The 13,828-nt window shown below is 74.0% G+C and carries 13 protein-coding genes; 3 read left to right on the top strand and 10 right to left on the bottom strand.

Features of this window, described 5'->3' with window-relative positions:
- Window positions 1-45: 45 nt before the first annotated feature.
- Window positions 46-2,322: a xanthine dehydrogenase family protein molybdopterin-binding subunit gene (locus MKK69_RS16520; protein ID WP_243969522.1), complete on the bottom strand. Its 2,277-nt coding sequence runs from the start codon at window positions 2,320-2,322 to the stop codon at window positions 46-48.
- 281 nt (window positions 2,323-2,603) lie between these two features.
- Between MKK69_RS16520 and MKK69_RS16515 the strand changes: the two genes are divergently transcribed.
- A complete protein-coding gene (locus MKK69_RS16515; protein WP_243969520.1) occupies window positions 2,604-2,852 on the top strand; it encodes a hypothetical protein in 249 nt (82 codons plus the stop codon).
- Window positions 2,853-2,859: 7 nt separating this feature from the next.
- Here the strand turns inward: MKK69_RS16515 and MKK69_RS16510 are convergent, their stop codons facing one another.
- Entirely contained in the window at window positions 2,860-3,624 is a 765-nt protein-coding gene (locus MKK69_RS16510) for a 3-hydroxyacyl-CoA dehydrogenase (protein ID WP_243969518.1), read from the bottom strand.
- A gap of 400 nt (window positions 3,625-4,024) precedes the next feature.
- Here MKK69_RS16510 and MKK69_RS16505 point away from each other — a divergent pair, with 400 nt between their 5' ends.
- Together MKK69_RS16505 and MKK69_RS16500 are read left to right on the top strand one after the other, a co-directional pair.
- Window positions 4,025-4,765, top strand: coding sequence for an SGNH/GDSL hydrolase family protein (locus MKK69_RS16505; RefSeq protein WP_243969516.1), 741 nt, complete (start codon window positions 4,025-4,027; stop codon window positions 4,763-4,765).
- Between the two features lie 196 nt (window positions 4,766-4,961).
- Entirely contained in the window at window positions 4,962-5,357 is a 396-nt protein-coding gene (locus tag MKK69_RS16500) for a DUF3307 domain-containing protein (RefSeq protein WP_243969514.1), read from the top strand.
- Window positions 5,358-5,421: 64 nt separating this feature from the next.
- Here the strand turns inward: MKK69_RS16500 and MKK69_RS16495 are convergent, their stop codons facing one another.
- The 8 genes from MKK69_RS16495 to msuE all read right to left on the bottom strand — a co-directional run bounded on the left by MKK69_RS16495 (window position 5,422) and on the right by msuE (window position 13,797).
- Window positions 5,422-7,665: a cyclic nucleotide-binding domain-containing protein gene (locus MKK69_RS16495; RefSeq protein ID WP_243969512.1), complete on the bottom strand. Its 2,244-nt coding sequence runs from the start codon at window positions 7,663-7,665 to the stop codon at window positions 5,422-5,424.
- A 326-nt stretch (window positions 7,666-7,991) separates the two neighbouring features.
- Window positions 7,992-8,270, bottom strand: a complete 279-nt coding sequence (locus tag MKK69_RS16490; RefSeq protein WP_243969510.1) for a cysteine rich repeat-containing protein — start codon at window positions 8,268-8,270, stop codon at window positions 7,992-7,994.
- Between the two features lie 130 nt (window positions 8,271-8,400).
- Window positions 8,401-9,576 (bottom strand): FMNH2-dependent alkanesulfonate monooxygenase, encoded by a 1,176-nt coding sequence (gene ssuD, locus MKK69_RS16485; RefSeq protein ID WP_243969508.1) that lies wholly within the window; start codon window positions 9,574-9,576, stop codon window positions 8,401-8,403.
- Window positions 9,577-9,594: 18 nt separating this feature from the next.
- A complete protein-coding gene (locus MKK69_RS16480; RefSeq protein WP_243969507.1) occupies window positions 9,595-10,443 on the bottom strand; it encodes an ABC transporter ATP-binding protein in 849 nt (282 codons plus the stop codon).
- Complete coding sequence (gene ssuC, locus MKK69_RS16475; RefSeq protein ID WP_243969505.1) at window positions 10,443-11,225, bottom strand: aliphatic sulfonate ABC transporter permease SsuC; 783 nt, start codon at window positions 11,223-11,225, stop codon at window positions 10,443-10,445. The genes MKK69_RS16480 and ssuC overlap by 1 nt, the downstream gene beginning before the upstream one ends.
- Window positions 11,225-12,250 carry a sulfonate ABC transporter substrate-binding protein gene (locus MKK69_RS16470; protein WP_243969504.1) on the bottom strand — a complete coding sequence of 342 codons (1,026 nt, stop codon included), beginning with the start codon at window positions 12,248-12,250 and terminating at the stop codon, window positions 11,225-11,227. Before MKK69_RS16470 ends, ssuC begins: the two co-directional genes overlap by 1 nt.
- Before the next feature lie 3 nt (window positions 12,251-12,253).
- Complete coding sequence (locus MKK69_RS16465; RefSeq protein WP_243969502.1) at window positions 12,254-13,213, bottom strand: aliphatic sulfonate ABC transporter substrate-binding protein; 960 nt, start codon at window positions 13,211-13,213, stop codon at window positions 12,254-12,256.
- A gap of 8 nt (window positions 13,214-13,221) precedes the next feature.
- Window positions 13,222-13,797 (bottom strand): FMN reductase, encoded by a 576-nt coding sequence (gene msuE, locus MKK69_RS16460; RefSeq protein ID WP_243969500.1) that lies wholly within the window; start codon window positions 13,795-13,797, stop codon window positions 13,222-13,224.
- Between the last annotated feature and the right edge of the window lie 31 nt (window positions 13,798-13,828).

The raw sequence follows: 13,828 nt of genomic DNA, 5'->3' as shown, positions 1-13,828 counted from the left end.
CGCGCTCCCTCCCCCGCAAAGGGGGGAGGGAGAGGTGGCCCCCCTCTACGCCACGTCCTCCAGCCGGATCGGCAGCCTCCGGATGCGCCGCCCGGTGGCGTGGTGGACGGCGTTGGCGATGGCCGCGTTCACCCCGATGATCCCGAGCTCGCCCAGACCCTTCAGGCCCAGCGCATCGACCTGATCGTCGGGGTCGTCCACCAGCAGCGCCTCGACCTCCGGCGCGTCGGCCGCCGTGGGCACGAGATACTCGGCCAGGTCCGGGTTGCGGTAGGCGGCGCCGTCGACCACCGTCTCCTCCAGGAGCGCCGAGCCGAGGCCCCAGATCATCCCGCCCGTGAGCTGGCTCCGGGCGGTGAGCGGATTGAGGATCCGCCCCGCCGCGAAGGCGCCGGTCAGCCGGGCCACCCGGATCTCCCCGGTCTCGGCATGGACATGGACCTCGGCGAACTGCGCCCCGAAGCCCCAGGACACGGCCTGCCCGCCGCCGCCGAGGGAGAGCCCGATATGGCCCTGCCGCAGGGCCGCCAGGGCCGTGTCCCGGTCGCCCCCCGCGGGCACGAACGCGGCGAGCGTCTCGACGCCCCCGGGGCCGACCGCCTCGGCGAGCGCGATTCCCGTCCCGTCCGGGGCCGCGAGCCGCCCGCCCCCGAGGTGCAGGGTGTCCGGATCCCGGCCGGCGAGGCGCCCGCCCTGCCCGGTCGCGGCCTGCGCCAGGACCGCGCGGATCTGCCCGCAGCCCAGCGCCAGGGCGTTCATCAGGCTGGTGGTCGTGCTCGACCCGCCGGAGATGCCCGCCGCCGGCAGGTCCGTGTCGCCGAGCCGGACCGTGACCCGCTCCACCGCCACCCCGAGCCCGTCCGCCGCGCCCATCGCCAGCAGTGTGGTGATGCCGTTGCCGATCTCGTGGTGCGCGCAGGCCACCTCCGCGGCGCCGTCCGGGCCGAGCCGGACCCGCAGCGTCGCGGCGGCGATCTTTACGGGTCGCACCGAGGTGGCGCAGCCGAGCCCCACCCGCCAGGGACCATCGCGCATCGAACCCGGGCGCGGCACCCGGCGCGACCAGCCGAAGGCCTGGGCGCCCGCGTCGAAGCAGGCCATCAGCGGCCGCGTCGAGAACGCTTTGCCGGAGACCGGATCGACCGCCGTGTCGTTGCGCCGGCGCAGTTCGATCGGGTCCATGGCGAGCGCCACCGCCATCTCGTCGACGGCGCTCTCCAGGGCGAACAGGAACGGCACCTCCGGGGGCGCCCGCATCGGTCCCGGGGTGTTGCGGTCGACCCGTACGGCCCGTTCCTTGGTGCGGATGTTCGGGCAGGCGTAGAGGCTGGCGGTGACCTCGGCGCCCTCCATGACGAAGGGATCGAAGCGCGAGGTCACGGTCTCGGCCTCGTGCACCAGGGCGGTGAACCGGCCCGACCGGTCGGCCCCGAGCCGGATCCGGTGGCGCGATTCCGGCCGGTAATTGGCGATGGTGAAGCCTTGCCGCCGGGTCGGCACCAGGGAGACCGGCCGGTCGAGGCGCTTGGCCGCCAGGGCGACCAGCGCCGTGTGCTGCGACAGCGCGAATTTCGAGCCGAAATGGCCGCCGATCAGGCCGGCCACCACCCGCACCTGCGCGGGATCCAGCCCGAGCTGCGCCGCGAGCCCGTGCTGCACGGCGCCGACGTAGCGGGTCGGCTCGTGCACGGTGAGCCGGTCGCCGTCCCAGGCGGCCCGGGTGGTGAACAGCTCGATCGGGTTGTGGTGCTGGACTGGGGTCTCGTAGCGCGCCTCGACGCGGACGGCCGCCTCCGCCAGGCCGGCCTCGGCGTCGCCCCGGGCGATGTCCGCGTGGTGGGGCTTGAGGTCGGCGAGCCGCACGGTCTCGGCCCCGGGCGCGTCGAAGCCGCCGGCGGCGGGCTCCTCCGCGTAGGTGACCCGAACGGCGCCCGCCGCGGCCTCGGCCACCTCCAGGGTCTCGGCCACGACGAGGGCCACGATCTGCCCGGCATAGGCGACCGCGTCGGATTCGAGCGGCCGGTGCGTGCTGTTGGCGTAGCCCCCGGCCATCAGGTGCTTCACCGGCGCCACCGCCCCGGAAAAGTCCCGATGCGTGAAGAGGCCGAGCACGCCGGGCATGCGGGCCGCGGCGGCGAGGTCGAACCCGGTGATCCGGCCCCGGGCGATGGGGCTGGTCACCAGGGCGGCGTGGGCGGTGCCCGCCTCCGGGCCGGTGCGGTCGGAGCTGTAGAGGGCCCGGCCCGTGACCTTGTCGGGCCCCTCGACCCGGGTGTGGGCCTTGCCGAGTTCGGCTCCGGAATCCCGCGCACCTGCAGCCATGCCGCCCTCCCGATCAGCGCCCTGCGATCCACGCCCTGGCGGACGCCGCGTCCGGGAGCAATCGCCGGGGCGGCCGTCCGGCTCCGCATTCCCGCGGCGGGGCGACACCATGCAGCGGCGGGGCGGCCGTGGCGCGCCGGCCCTCGGAGCGCCGCCCCCGCCCCCATGCGACGCCGGCCCGGACGCTGCACCGTCCGGCGAGACGGCCGGCCGCCGCGGCTGTATGAGACGCCGAGCCCGCCGGCGCGCGCGTCGGCCCCCCATCCGAGACGGAGCCGCCCATGACCGGACACGAGCCCGAGCCCCTGGACGACGTCACGCGCCTACACGCGAAGCTGTCGGCGCTGGAGATCGTGCTGGGCGTCCTGATCGGGCGCCTGTCGGAGGAGAATCCGGAGATCCGCGAGGACGTGAAGCGCGACGTCGCGGCGATCCTGTCCGACCTGCCGATCGATGGGCCAAGCGAGGAGATGATCGCCGCGGAGGTGCGCCGGGCCGCCGAAATCCTGACCAGCGTGTCGATCGGCTGAGAGACGCTCAGCGGGGCGGCATCCGCAGCGCCCCGTCCAGGCGGATCGTCTCGCCGTTCAGCATCGGGTTCTCGCAGATGTGCCGGACGAGGGCGGCGTATTCCGACGGGCGCCCGAGCCGGGGCGGGTACGGCACGGAGCGGCCCAGCGCGTCCTGCACGTCCTGGGACATGGCCGCCATCATGGGCGTCGCGAAGATGCCCGGCGCGATGGTGACGACCCGGATGCCGTGCCGGGCGAGTTCCCGGGCGATCGGCAGGGTCATCGCGGCGACCCCGCCCTTCGAGGCCGCGTAGGCCGCCTGCCCGATCTGGCCGTCGAAGGCCGCGATTGAGGCGGTGTTGACGATCACGCCCCGGGCGCCGTCCGCATCGGGCGCCTCCCGGGCGATCGCCTCGGCTGCCAGCCGGATCATGTTGAAGGTGCCGACGAGGTTCACCGAGACCGCCCGGGCGAAGCTGTCGAGCCGGTGCGGTCCCTCGCGGCCCAGGACCTTCTCCCCGGGCGCGATCCCGGCGCAGTTCACCAGCCCGTGCAGGTGCCCGAAGGCGTCGAGGGCCGCCCGGACCGCCCCCTGCCCGTCCGCCTCGCGCGTGACGTCGGTCGCCGCGAAGCGCGCCTGCGCGCCCAGCTCCGCCGCCACCCGGGCCCCCGCCTCCCGGGCGATGTCGGCCACCACGACCCGCGCCCCCGCCGCCACCAGGCCGCGCGCCGCCGCTTCCCCCAGCCCCGAGCCGGCGCCCGTGACGATGAAGACGCGATCCCTGACCATCCCGGCTTTCCCCGACCGTCCCGGGCCGCCGCCGCGGCGCGGCCGCCCCTGAGACCCCCGACCGAGGGTCTTGTGGTGACGTGCTTTCTCGCGCCGAACCGGTATCCACTCCGGCGGACGGCATTCTAGCGCGGCTGCGCCGGAGCCGGAAGCCGCCGGACCCGGACCGGGCGACGGCCAGCGTGGCCATTGACGTGTGAAATTTTCCCACTTATAGATCGGCACCGTCGGCACGCAGTATTGGAAAGTATTTCCGTGTGTTTCCGGCGCCTGAATGATGAAAGCCTGACTTCTCCGTCGCCTGCCTGCGGTCACCGATAGTCGATCCGGCCCGTGCCCGCTCCCTACCCCGCTCCGGCCCCCCGGCGCGGCCGATCCCTCACGCCTGCTCAGGACAGCCATGCGCGCTCCCTGGATCGAGACCGCCATCCGACACTGGCGGCACCGGCGGATCGTCGGGCGGCGGCTCGCCGAACGGCGGCCCGACCTCCGCGCCGCGCTCCGCGCCGCCACGCCGGACAGCGTGCTGCTGGCGGGCAATTCCCACGCGGAGTTCATCGGCACGCCGGATTTCGGCGGCCGGCCCAGCCTCAACGTCGCCGTCGGCGGCAGCACCGCGGCCGATTGCGCCCGCCACCTCGCGGATCTGCCCGTCCCGGTCCGCTGCGCGGCCGCCGTTCTGATCATCGGCACCAACGACATCCTGCGCTGGCGCCACCCGGAGCGGGACCGGAGCGTGCGCCGGTTCGAGGCCGAGGTCCGGCGCATCCTGGACCTCCTCGACACCTGGTCGGCGCAGGTCTTCGTCGCCGCCGTGCCGCCGGTCGGCGCCTGGACGACCGGCCGGGACCCGGCCGCCGTCGCGATCTTCTCGGACCGCCTCGCGGCGCTCTGCGCCGCGCGGGGCCACGCCTTCTTCGACCCGTTCGCCGCCCTGCGCGCCGGCGCCGGCGGCCTCGCCGGGCCGGGGCTGCACCAGGACGGCGTGCATCTGGCCGACTACACCCGTCTGGCCGCGGAGGTCGCCCGGCTGGCGGTGATCGATCCGGCGCGGTCCGGACCGCCCGCGTCCCGACCGGCCGCGCCGGTCCCGGCGGCCAACCTCCGGGTGCTGCGCGCGGCCTGGATCGGCCGCCCGTGAGGATCGCCGCGCGTCTGGGCGCGGTCGTCCGGTCGCGCCCGCTCCCTCCCCTTCCTCCCCTTTCCCCCCCCGCCCCCGCGGCGTGGCCGCGGCCCGAACCGAGCCAGGGGCCGGCCGGGGGTGTATGCTGGAGACCCATCGATTCGGCGCCCGCGCCGTCGGCCCGCTCGAGCGCGGCAGGAGACCCAGCGCTGCGATGCCGTCCTTCGACACGCCCGTTCCGGTCGGCGCCCTGGCCCTGCTGTTCCTCGCCTTCGCGGTGAAGCAGCTCGCGGCGGATTTCCTGCTCCAGACCACCTGGATGGCGCAGGGCAAGGACCGCGCCTCGGCCTGGGCCGTGCCGCTCTGCGCCCATACCGGCCTGCACGGGTTGGGCACGCTGCTGATCGCGCTGCCGGTCAAGCCGGCCCTGTGGTGGCTGGCGCTGGTGGATTTCGCCGTGCACACGGCGATCGACCGCGGCAAGAGCCTGATCGGCCGGCGCACGCGCCTCCCCGCCACCGACGCCCGGTTCTGGTGGCTGATCGGCATCGACCAGTTCCTCCACCAAGCGACCCATATCGGTCTGGCGGCGATCCTGGCGGCGGCCTGATCGCGCGGAGGGGGCCTCATACCGGACCGCGATGAGCCCGACCCCGGATCCGGGAGACCGGGTCTCAGTGCAGCTCGACCTCGAGCAGCCGGTTCGTGTCGGTGAGCTTGCCGGCCAGTTCCAGGATCAGGAAGCGCTGGACGTACAGCGCGAGGTCGGGGCGCTCGCGCTCCATGCGGGCGAGGCCCGCCCGGTCGAGGCCGGTGACGCGGCACGGGCTCTCGGCGATGGCCGTGGCGGTCCGCCGCCCGCCCTGCACCAGCGCGACCTCGCCGATCACCGTGCCCGCCGTGGTGGTGCGCAGGCGCATATGGGGACGCCCCGGCACCGCGATCTCGATCGAGACGAGGCCCTGCTCGAGGAAATACAGGGCGTCGGCCGCCTCGCCCTGGCGCATCAGCGCCGCGCCGGTGTCCAGGGTGCGCACGGTCACGTAGGGGGCGAGGTCGCCGGGCTCGATCGCGCAGCCGAGCTGATCCGACAGGTGCTGGGCGAAGCGCGTGGTCGCGCCGGCCCCGGAGATCCCGGTCTCCGACAGCAGCGTCGCCTCGGCGGCGCGCAGGGCCTCGTCGAGGGTCGGCAGGACACGGATCCGCGGTCCGGCGGTGAGGCCGTTGCGCTCGATCAGCCGGAGCGCCTTCGCCCCGAGATGCACCAGCAGCACGTCGAAGCCCTGCGCCTCGGCGCGCTGCCCGATCTTCCGGAACGCCACGAGCGCCGAGCTGTCGAGGCCGACGCAGTCCCGGAAGTCCAGGACGAGCACGCGCAGGGTTCCGGCCTCCGCGGCGACCCGCTGGTAGATCGCCTGGCCGTTGAGGAAGAACAGGAAGCCCTGCAGGGTGTAGATCCGCGTGCGCGTCCCGGCCTCGCGCAGCAGGGCGGCGGTGTCGGGCGCGCGGATGATGCTGCTGCGCCGCTCCGCCCCGGAGAGCACCCGGCGGATGGTCGGGATCCGGGCGTACTGGACCGCGAAGATCAGCATCGCCAGCAGCATGCCGGTCAGGAAGCCCACTGTCGCCCCGAACAGGGCGGTCGTCGCGCACACGGCCAGCGCCACCGCGACTTCCCAGGGCAGCAGGGTCCGGTGGGCGCGGGAGAGGTTGAAGAGGTGCCCCAGCGCGATGGCGATGAGGGCGCCGCCGGCCAGGGGGCGGGGCAGCAGGCCGAGGGCGCTCGCCCCGAACACCAGCACGGCCGCCATGACGGTGAGCGTCAGCCACCGGCCCAGCCACTGGCCGCCGCCGATAGTGTGCAGGTACAGCGTCGAGGTCCGGTCGAATCCCATCACCGGGCTGCCGAACAGGCTGCCGAGGACATTCGTCCAGCCCGCGGCGACGAAGACCCGGTCGATGCCGAACTCGCGCCGCAGGTCCAGCTCGACGCTGACGACGTAGAGGATCTGGATGATGACCGCGACCAGCATCTCGGTGGCGATCTTCGGCAGGATCGGCAGGAGCAGGGCGGGATCGAAGGCCGGGAGGCCGCCGATGGCCGGTGCCCGCAGCAGGGATCCCGGCGGCAGCGGATCGACCAGCCACCCGGCCGCCTGGGCGGCGGCCGTGTCGAGACCCCGGGCCGACAGGCCGAGATGCACCAGGGCGAAGCTGGCGATGACGATGGCGGGGAAGGTCCCCCAATGCGGGAGGCGCCGGGGCAGGTAGAAGGCGCAGACGCCGATGCCGAGGGTCAGGGCGATGCGCCCGAGGGTGCCGGGATCGATCGGGCCCGGGGTCGGCGTCACCGGATCGAGACTGCCCAGCACGGCCGCGAGCGCGTCGTCGATATGGGCGCCGATCTGCACGCCGCTGCGCAGGAGCAGCAGGCCGACGCCGGACAGGAAGCCGGTCAGGATCGGGTAGGGCAGCAGCTGGGCCACCAGAGAGGCGCGCAGGCTCCCGAGGGACACGAAGGCGAGGCCCGTCAGCAGGGTCGTCACGCCGCAGGCGAGGAGGACGATCTGGCCGACCGCGTCCGGATCGGTCACGCCCGCCCCGTGCAGCTGCCCGGCGATCGCGGCGGCGATCGCCGCCTGCACGATGGCCGCCGCCCCGAAGAACGACAGGGAGATCACGATGTCCCGCTTGAGCGCCGCGAAGACGAGGCCCCCCAGGACGTAGGCCGCGAACATCGCCGCCACCCCGGCGGTGCGGCTCTCGGCGAGGGGACCCGAGAAGATCAGCTGCGAGTACACGATGAGATCGAGCACGATCATCATGGTCGCCACGCCGGCGGCCAGGATCGTCCGCGACACGCGCGCCGACACCGCACGCGCCGCGCCTCCGGCGGAGGTCCTGTCGGTGGTCGTCATCGGCACGGGATCCGGGTCTACGAAGCTCCGAGGGAGCCGGGACTCAGTTCCGCGCCGCCGCGCGATCCGCCCGGGGCCGTCGGAATCAGGCTTGTCCGAACTAGCGCCTCGTCATCGCGGCCGCACGCTTAAAATTTCATGATGATCTCCGGATGCGTCCAGAGATTTCACGCGCGCCGTCCGGCCGACATCTGGGGTTGCGGCCGCCTAGCCCGGCCGGCGCCCCCGGATCGATCTCGGTGCGGCGCGCAGGACTGTCGAAAGCTTGCGCGGAAGCAGGCCGCGTCCGGGGACGTGCGGCGACCGTCCCGCGGGCGCCCGGTTCGTCAATGCGCCTCGCTGTAGCGCTTGGTCGACTTCTGCTCCTTCTTGTAGGCGGTGATCGCCGCGGAGCAGCCCGGCGTGAGGTTCTTGAGATTGGCCTTGAAGCAGGCTTCGACCTCGGGGCCGCCGGGCGCGTAGGCGCTGCAGTAATCCATGTAGTCGCCGGTGCAGTGCTGCTTGAGGGCCTCCCGGGCCGGCGACGGCTCCGCGAAGGCCGCGGCGGAACCGAGGGACAGGCCGATGGCCAGGAGGCCGGTCAGGGCCGTCTTGGTCGAAGTCATGGATATCCTTCACGCATCCGGGCCGCGCGAGCGTGTCGCGCGGCGATGGGCCGGACGGATGCGAGCCAAGAATGGCGTGACCATGACGCCCGGATGGCCCGCGTGCAGATCAGCCATGTCTGCGCACCGGTCAATGCGCCCCGACCCGCTGGGCCGGCACGAGGTCGTTGGCGATGATCTCGCCGAACGGGCCGTCGTTGCGGGCGTTGCTCGCCGGGCGGCCCGTGGTGGCGCGGAGCGGCAGCTTCGGGAAGACCAGCTCGGCGAAGCGGTAGGCCTCCTCCAGGTGCGGGTAGCCCGACAGGATGAAGCGGTCGATCCCGAGGTCGATATACTCCTTCATCCGGTCGGCGACCTGGTCGGCCGAGCCGACCAGAGCCGTCCCGGCCCCGCCGCGCACGAGGCCGACGCCCGCCCAGAGGTTGGGCGACACCACGAGGTTTTCGCGCCGGCCGCCGTGGAGCGCCATCATCCGGCTCTGGCCGACGGAATCCTGCCGCTTCAGGGTCTCCTGCGCCTTGGCGATGGTGGCGTCGTCGAGCTTCGAGATCAGCGTCTCCGCGGCGTCCCAGGCCTCTCCTTCCGTCTCCCGGGCGATCACGTGCAGACGGATGCCGTAGGAGAAGGTTTTTCCACGTTCCTCCGCGGCGCGGCGCGCGGAGGAGATCTTCTCGGCGACCTGGGCCGGCGGCTCGCCCCAGGTGAGGTAGACGTCGCAATGCTCGGCCGCCACCGCCATGCCGGGCGCCGAGGAGCCGCCGAAATAGAGCGGCGGGTAGGGCTTCTGCACCGGCGGGTAGATCAGCCGGCCGTTCTCGGTGCGCAGGTGCTCGCCCTGGAACGTCACGGTCTCGCCCGAGAGCAGGCCCCGCCAGATCGTCAGGAACTCGTCGGTGACGGCGTAGCGCGCGTCGTGGGACAGGAACACGCCGTCGCCGGCGAGCTCCACCGGGTCGCCGCCGGTGACCACGTTGATCAAGAGGCGCCCGTCCGAGATCCGGTCGAGGGTCGCGGTCATGCGGGCCGCCGCGGAGGGCTCCATCAGGCCCGGCCGCACCGCCACCAGGAAGCGCAGGCGCTCGGTCAGCGGCGCCAGCGCCGAGGCGATGATCCAGGAATCCTCGCAGGAGCGCCCGGTCGGCAGCAGCACGCCGTAATAGCCGAGCGCGTCGGCGCCCTGGGCGATCTGGCGCAGGTAGCTGAGCGAGACCTCCCGGGCCCCCTCCTGGGCGCCGAGATAGCGGCCGTCGCCGTGGGTCGGCAGGAACCAGAGGACGTCGGCGCGCCCGTCATTCGGTGCGGTCATCGGAGTCTCCGTCACGATTCAGGCGGCCTGCGGCGCGCCGAGCAGATGATCGAGGATACGGCCTTCGAGCCGCGCCAGATCCGGATCCCCGCGCCGGCGCGGGCGCGGCACCTCGACCCGCAGGTCGAGGGCGATGCGTCCGGACTCGACGACGAGGATGCGGTCGGCCAGAGCCACCGCCTCGGCGACGTCGTGGGTGACCAGCAGCGCGGTGAACCCCTGCACCCGCCAGATCCGCTCGATCAGATCCTGCATGTCGATGCGGGTCAGGGCGTCGAGGGCGCCGAGCGGCTCGTCGAGGGCGAGCAGGCCCGGCCGGCTCACCAGCGCCCGGGCCAAAGCCACGCGCTGGCGCTGGCCGCCCGACAGGGTCGCAGGCCATTGCCCGGCCTTCTCGGTGAGGCCGACCTCGGCGAGCGCCGCCAGCGCCCGCTCCCGGCGCCCGGCCCGGGTGCCCTGGCCGGACAGGCCGACCGCGACGTTGTCCACCACCCGGGCCCAGGGCAGCAGGCGCGGCTCCTGGAACATGATCCGCCGGGGCGGCTCGGACCGGCGGGGGTTGCCCCCCGGCCCCTGCAGCTCGATCCGGCCGCCGGTCGGCGTCTCCAGCCCGAGGATCAGGCGCAGCAGGGTGCTCTTGCCGCAGCCGGACCGGCCGACCACCGCGGTGAACCCGCCGGCCGGCAGGAACAGGTTGAGGCCCGCGATGACCGGATGGCCGTCGAAGCTCTTGTGCAGGTCGCGGGCGGTCACGGCGATCCCGCGGGCGGACTCCGCCGCGGACCGCGCCGGTTCCGGGTCTCCGGCCTGCCGGGGGGCGGTCGCTGCGTCGGGAAGCGCCTCGCGGCGGACGGCGTCGAGCAGCATCAGGCGCTCCTGTAGGCGGGGTTCCAGGCGAGGCAGACGCGCTCCAGCTTGCGCGTCAGCGCGTCGGCGAGCTTGCCGAGGGCCGCGTAGATCAGGATCGCCAGCACGACCACGTCGACCAGCATGAACTCGCGCGCCTGCATGGCCATGTAGCCGAGCCCCGAGGAGGCCGAGATCGTCTCGGCGACGATGAGCGTCAGCCACATGATGCCCAGCGCATAGCGCAGGCCGACGAAGATCGACGGCAGGGCGCCGGGCAGCACCACCCTGGTGAACAGCTCGGTGCGGGACATGCCGTAGACGCGGCCCATCTCCACGAGGCCCGGATCCACCGCGCGGATGCCGTGCAGGGTGTTGGCGTAGATCGGGAAGAACACGCCCAGCGCCACCAGGAACAGCTTGGCCTCCTCGCCGATGCCGAACCACAGGATCACTAGCGGGATCAGCGACAGGTGGGGCACGTTGCGGACCATCTGCACCGAGGTGTCGGTGAGCGTCTCCGACAGCCGCGACAGGCCGTTGGCCAGGCCCAGCCCGAAGCCGATGCCGCCGCCGACCACGAAGCCCGCCAGCGCCCGCAGGGTGCTGACCCCGAGATTGGTCCAGAGCTCCCCGGTCCGCCCGGCCTCCCAGCCGGCCCGGACCACGTCGAGGGGCGCCGGCATGAACCGGTTGGAGACGAGGCCCGCCGAGACCGCGGCCTGCCAGCCCAGGAGGATCGCGGCCGGCAGCAGCCAGGGCAGGGCCGTGTCGCGCAGGCGCGCGCGGGTCAGAACAGGCATCAGCGGGTCTCCCCCCGGTTCTCGGCCCGGCGTTCGGGCCGGGTCCAGACCGCGTCGGCGACCCGGACGGGTCTGGGCAGCAGGCCGAGGCCGTGGAAGGCGTCGGCGACCTTCTGCTGGTCGGCCACGGTCGCCGCGTCGAGGGGCGCCACGTCGTAGGACAGGCGGCCCAGCGCGACGCCGAGGATCGGGGCCGGGATGCCCACCGCTTGCGCCAGCTCCGCCGCCACCGCGTCCGCGTGGCCCTCGGCCCAGGCATCGACCGCGCCGATCGCCGTGAGCACGGCCGAGACGATCTCGGGGCTCGCGTCGGTGAAGCCGCGCCGGGACAGGTAGAACTGGCGGTTGGGCGCGAGCCCCTGCCCGTCCGCCAGGACCCGGGCGCCGGTGGCCCGCTCCGCGGCGGCGAGATACGGGTCCCAGATCGCCCAGGCGTCGACCGCGCCGCGCACGAAGGCGGCGTTGGCGTCGGCCGGGGCCAGGAAGGCGAGCCTCACCGCGTCGTAGGGCAGGCCGGCCTTCTCCAGGGCGCGCACCACCAGGACATGGACGTTCGAGCCCTTGTTGAGCGCCAGCGTCCGGCCGCGCAGGTCGGCGAGGCTGCGGATCGGGCTGTCCTTCGGCACCAGGATCGCCTCGCCCCTCGGGGCCGGCGGCTCGGCGGCGACGTAGCGCAGGTCCGGGCTCGCGGCCTGCGCGAAGATCGGCGGGGCCTCCCCGGCCGAGCCGAAATCCACCGCCCCGGCGTTCAGCGCCTCCATCAGCGGCGGCCCGGACGGGAATTCCGACCAGACCACCGCGGTGCCGAGGGGCTGGAGCGCCTGTTCCAGGGTGCCGCGGCCCTTCAGCAGCACGAGGGACCCGTATTTCTGGTAGCCGATCCTTATCGTGCCGCCCGCGGCCCGGGCGGGGCGCAGGGCGCAGGCGGCCGCGAGGCCGAGGCCCGCCGACAGGAGCAGGCGGCGGCTCGGGGCGAGCCCGGCGGACGGCGCCAGGGACAGGGCGCGGGGCGTTCGGTCGGTCATGACTCAGCCGTTGCGGGCGGGGGGCGTCCAGACCGCGTCGGCGATCCGGACCGGTTTCGGGATCAGCTTCAGGGCGTGGAAGCGGTCGGCCACGCGCTGCTGCGCGGCGGCGACGCGGTCGTTCATCGGGCCGATCACGTAGTCGGTCCGGTCCACCGCCCGGCGGGTCGCGGCCAGCGGCACGCCGGTGCCCTGCGACAGGAGCTCGGCGACCGCACCGCGATTCTGCGTGCACCACGCCGCCACCTCGGTGAGGGCCCCGATCACCGCGGCGAGCACCGGGGCGCGGCTCTCCGCGAAGGGCCGGCTCGCCAGGAAGAAATTGTTCTGCGGGGCGATCTCCGTGGCGGAGGCGAGCACGCGCACCCCCTCCCCCGCCTCGGCGATGGCGAAGTACGGGTCCCAGATCGTCCAGGCGTCGATGCTGCCCCGGGCGAAGGCGGCGGCGGCATCCGCGGGCGCCAGGGTCACCGGCTCGATGTCGGCGTAGCCGAGCCCCGCCTTCTCCAGGGCCGCGATGGTCAGGTTGTGGGCGCTCGACGCCTTGGCGAAGGCGACCCGCTTGCCCTTGAGATCCGCGAGGCCGGTGAGGGTCGAGCCCTTCGGCAGCAGGATCCCGGATCCGGAGCCGCCCGCCTCCTGGGCGGCGGCGTAGACGAGGTTGGACCGCGCCGCCTGCGCGAAGACCGGCGGCGCGTCGCCGGTCTGCCCGAAATCGATCCCGTCCAGCGACAGAGCCTCGAGCAGCGGCGGCCCGAAGGAGAACTCGATCCAGCGCACCGTCTGCCCGAGGGGCGCCAGGCGGCGCTCGAGGATCCCCTGCTGCTTGGCGACCACCAGGATGCCGTTCTTCTGGTAGCCGATCCGGAGGAGTCCCGGTTCGGCCGCGCCGGCGCTCCGGGCGGCGGCGAGGTCCGCCGGAAGCGCCAGCAGGCCGGCGAGCAGGGTGCGGCGGTCGAGCATCGCGGGGCTCACTCGGCGGCGGCGAGCGCGACCGGGGCCGAAGCGGCCGCGCGATGGACGAGGAGCGCGGCGAGCTGCCCGCCCGCCTCCGCGGCGCGGGCCCGCACGCCGGCCTGGGTCAGGACGCCGTCGTCGAAATCCGCGTCCGAGGCGTAGACCGCGGTGGGGATCTGGAGCGCGCCGAAGAAGCCGAAGAGCGGCCGGAAGGCGTGCTCCACCACCAGCGCGTGGCGCAGCCCCCCGCCGGTGGCTACGATGGCCACGGGCTTGCCGGCCAGCGCCCCCGGATCGACCAGGTCGAACAGGTGCTTGAACAGGCCGGTATAGGCGCCCTTGTAGACCGGCGAGCCGACGACGAGCCCGTCCGCCTCCTCGATGGCGTCGAGCACCGCGCGGGCGGGCGGCGGCAGCCGGTCGCGGGTCCAGGCGGCGCCGAGGCCGGAGCCGGCATCGACGAAGTCCAGGATGCGGGCGTCGAGGGCGGCCTGGGCGCTGGCCTCGCGCAGCACCGCGTCGACCAGCGTGCGGGTCTTGGACGGCCGCTGCACGTTCGCGCTCAGCCCGACGAGTCTCGGTCGTGTCATTCTGGCTGCCTTGTGCCTTGCGATGGGCGGG

Source organism: Methylobacterium sp. J-026 (assembly GCF_022829585.1).
In the GTDB taxonomy this organism is placed as follows: Bacteria; Pseudomonadota; Alphaproteobacteria; order Rhizobiales; family Beijerinckiaceae; genus Methylobacterium.
The sequence above is the reverse complement of the archived record's forward strand: the minus strand, read 5'-3'. Positions and strand labels throughout refer to the sequence as shown.

What these genes read in the sequence shown, in the direction of transcription:
- MKK69_RS16520 (WP_243969522.1), bottom strand. Translation starts at nt 2,322, where the DNA reads ATGGCTGCAGGTGCGCGGGATTCCGGAGCCGAACTCGGCAAGGCCCAC.
- MKK69_RS16515 (WP_243969520.1), top strand. Translation starts at nt 2,604, where the DNA reads ATGACCGGACACGAGCCCGAGCCCCTGGACGACGTCACGCGCCTACAC.
- MKK69_RS16510 (WP_243969518.1), bottom strand. Translation starts at nt 3,624, where the DNA reads ATGGTCAGGGATCGCGTCTTCATCGTCACGGGCGCCGGCTCGGGGCTG.
- MKK69_RS16505 (WP_243969516.1), top strand. Translation starts at nt 4,025, where the DNA reads ATGCGCGCTCCCTGGATCGAGACCGCCATCCGACACTGGCGGCACCGG.
- MKK69_RS16500 (WP_243969514.1), top strand. Translation starts at nt 4,962, where the DNA reads ATGCCGTCCTTCGACACGCCCGTTCCGGTCGGCGCCCTGGCCCTGCTG.
- MKK69_RS16495 (WP_243969512.1), bottom strand. Translation starts at nt 7,665, where the DNA reads ATGACGACCACCGACAGGACCTCCGCCGGAGGCGCGGCGCGTGCGGTG.
- MKK69_RS16490 (WP_243969510.1), bottom strand. Translation starts at nt 8,270, where the DNA reads ATGACTTCGACCAAGACGGCCCTGACCGGCCTCCTGGCCATCGGCCTG.
- ssuD (WP_243969508.1), bottom strand. Translation starts at nt 9,576, where the DNA reads ATGACCGCACCGAATGACGGGCGCGCCGACGTCCTCTGGTTCCTGCCG.
- MKK69_RS16480 (WP_243969507.1), bottom strand. Translation starts at nt 10,443, where the DNA reads ATGCTGCTCGACGCCGTCCGCCGCGAGGCGCTTCCCGACGCAGCGACC.
- ssuC (WP_243969505.1), bottom strand. Translation starts at nt 11,225, where the DNA reads ATGCCTGTTCTGACCCGCGCGCGCCTGCGCGACACGGCCCTGCCCTGG.
- MKK69_RS16470 (WP_243969504.1), bottom strand. Translation starts at nt 12,250, where the DNA reads ATGACCGACCGAACGCCCCGCGCCCTGTCCCTGGCGCCGTCCGCCGGG.
- MKK69_RS16465 (WP_243969502.1), bottom strand. Translation starts at nt 13,213, where the DNA reads ATGCTCGACCGCCGCACCCTGCTCGCCGGCCTGCTGGCGCTTCCGGCG.
- msuE (WP_243969500.1), bottom strand. Translation starts at nt 13,797, where the DNA reads ATGACACGACCGAGACTCGTCGGGCTGAGCGCGAACGTGCAGCGGCCG.